1 protein-coding gene and 1 pseudogene are annotated in these 1424 nt (G+C 74.6%); both read left to right on the top strand.

What is annotated here, in order from left to right; genetic code table 11:
* A partial coding sequence (locus tag FV222_RS26065; RefSeq protein WP_147816024.1) for a PLP-dependent aminotransferase family protein occupies nt 1-910 on the top strand: 910 nt, incomplete at its 5' end.
* A 137-nt stretch (nt 911-1047) separates the two neighbouring features.
* Nucleotides 1048-1424: pseudogene (locus FV222_RS26070) on the top strand (2-hydroxyacid dehydrogenase); the annotation flags it as partial.

A 1424-nucleotide genomic window follows, 5' to 3' on the forward strand; every position in this document is an offset into this window, starting at 1 on the left:
CTTCGCCCCCGATGCCGATGGCATCCTGTTCACCGGAAACGGGCGCCAGGGTCTGGCCGCGGTGCTGGCGGCCCTGGCACGACCGGGGGAGCGCGTCGGCTGCGAGCCGCTGACCTACCCGGTGGTCAAGGGCATCGCCGCGCGCCTCGGCATCGCCCTGGTCCCCCTCGCCCTCGACGGCGAGGGCATGCGGCCGGATGCGATCCTGCGGGCGCATCGCGCCGCCCCGTTGAGCGGGCTCTACCTTCAGCCGACCCTCCAGAACCCGTTGGGCCTCACCATGGGGCCGAGCCGGCGGGCGGAGATCGCGGCGGTGCTGGCGCAGACCGGGCTCGTGGCGATCGAAGACGCGGTCTACAGCTTCCTCTCGGATGCGGTACCCCTGGCGGCCCAGGCGCCGGACCGGACGATCGTGATCGACAGCCTGTCGAAGCGCGTCATGCCGGGCCTGACGGTCGGACTGATCGCCTCCCCGCCCGATTGGACCGACCGCCTCGCCGCCTCCGTGCGCCAGGGCGGATGGGCCGCGACGGGGTTTCCGCTGGCCGCCGGCACCCACTGGATGGGCGACGGATCGGCGGCGCGGCTCGCCGTCGTCAAGCGCGCGGACGCGGTCGCGCGGCAGGCGCTGGCGCGCGAATGCCTGGACGGCCTGTCGGTAAGCGGCGAACGCGGCGCCTATCATCTCTGGCTCGACCTGCCGGAGACCTGGCGCGCCGAGGCCTTCGCCGCGGCCGCCTTGCGCCAGGGTATCGCCATCACGCCCGCCTCGGCCTTCGCCATCGGCCCTGGGCACGCCCCGAACGCCGTCCGCCTGGCGCTGGCGGCGCCCCCGCTCGACGCGCTACGCCGGGCGCTGATGGCTCTGCGCCGCCTCGTCGACGCGGCGGACGACCCGATGATCGACTAGGTCGGCGTCGGCCGCCCCGGGGCCGTGCGGCCTTGCCGCCAAAGCGGCGGCCCCTCATCATCGCGCCGCGAGACCATGCCCCGACGGCGCCGGGCGCCAGGAGCCGAGCTTTGAGCCTTTCACGACCCGACATCCTCATGCTGAAGCCGATGCACCCGAGCGTGGCGGAGGCCCTGACGCCCACCTTCGCCCTGCACCGGCTCGACACCGCGAACGACCGCGACGCGTTCCTCGCCGAGGTCGGCCCGCGCGTCCGCGGGCTCGCGGTCAACGCCCAGGCGGTAGTGGACGGCGCGCTGCTCGACCGGCTTCCCAACCTGGAGATCGTCGCCAACTTCGGGGTCGGCTACGACACGATCGACGCCGCCGAGGCCGCGCGGCGCGGCGTCGTCGTCACCAACACGCCGGACGTGCTCACCGACGAGGTCGCGGACCTGGCGGTCGGCCTCCTGCTTGCCACGATCCGCCGGATCCCGCAGGCGGACCGCTACCTGCGCGCCGGGCGGTGGCCGGC

The sequence above is a fragment of the Methylobacterium sp. WL103 genome (assembly GCF_008039885.1).
Lineage (GTDB): Bacteria > Pseudomonadota > Alphaproteobacteria > Rhizobiales > Beijerinckiaceae > Methylobacterium > Methylobacterium cerastii.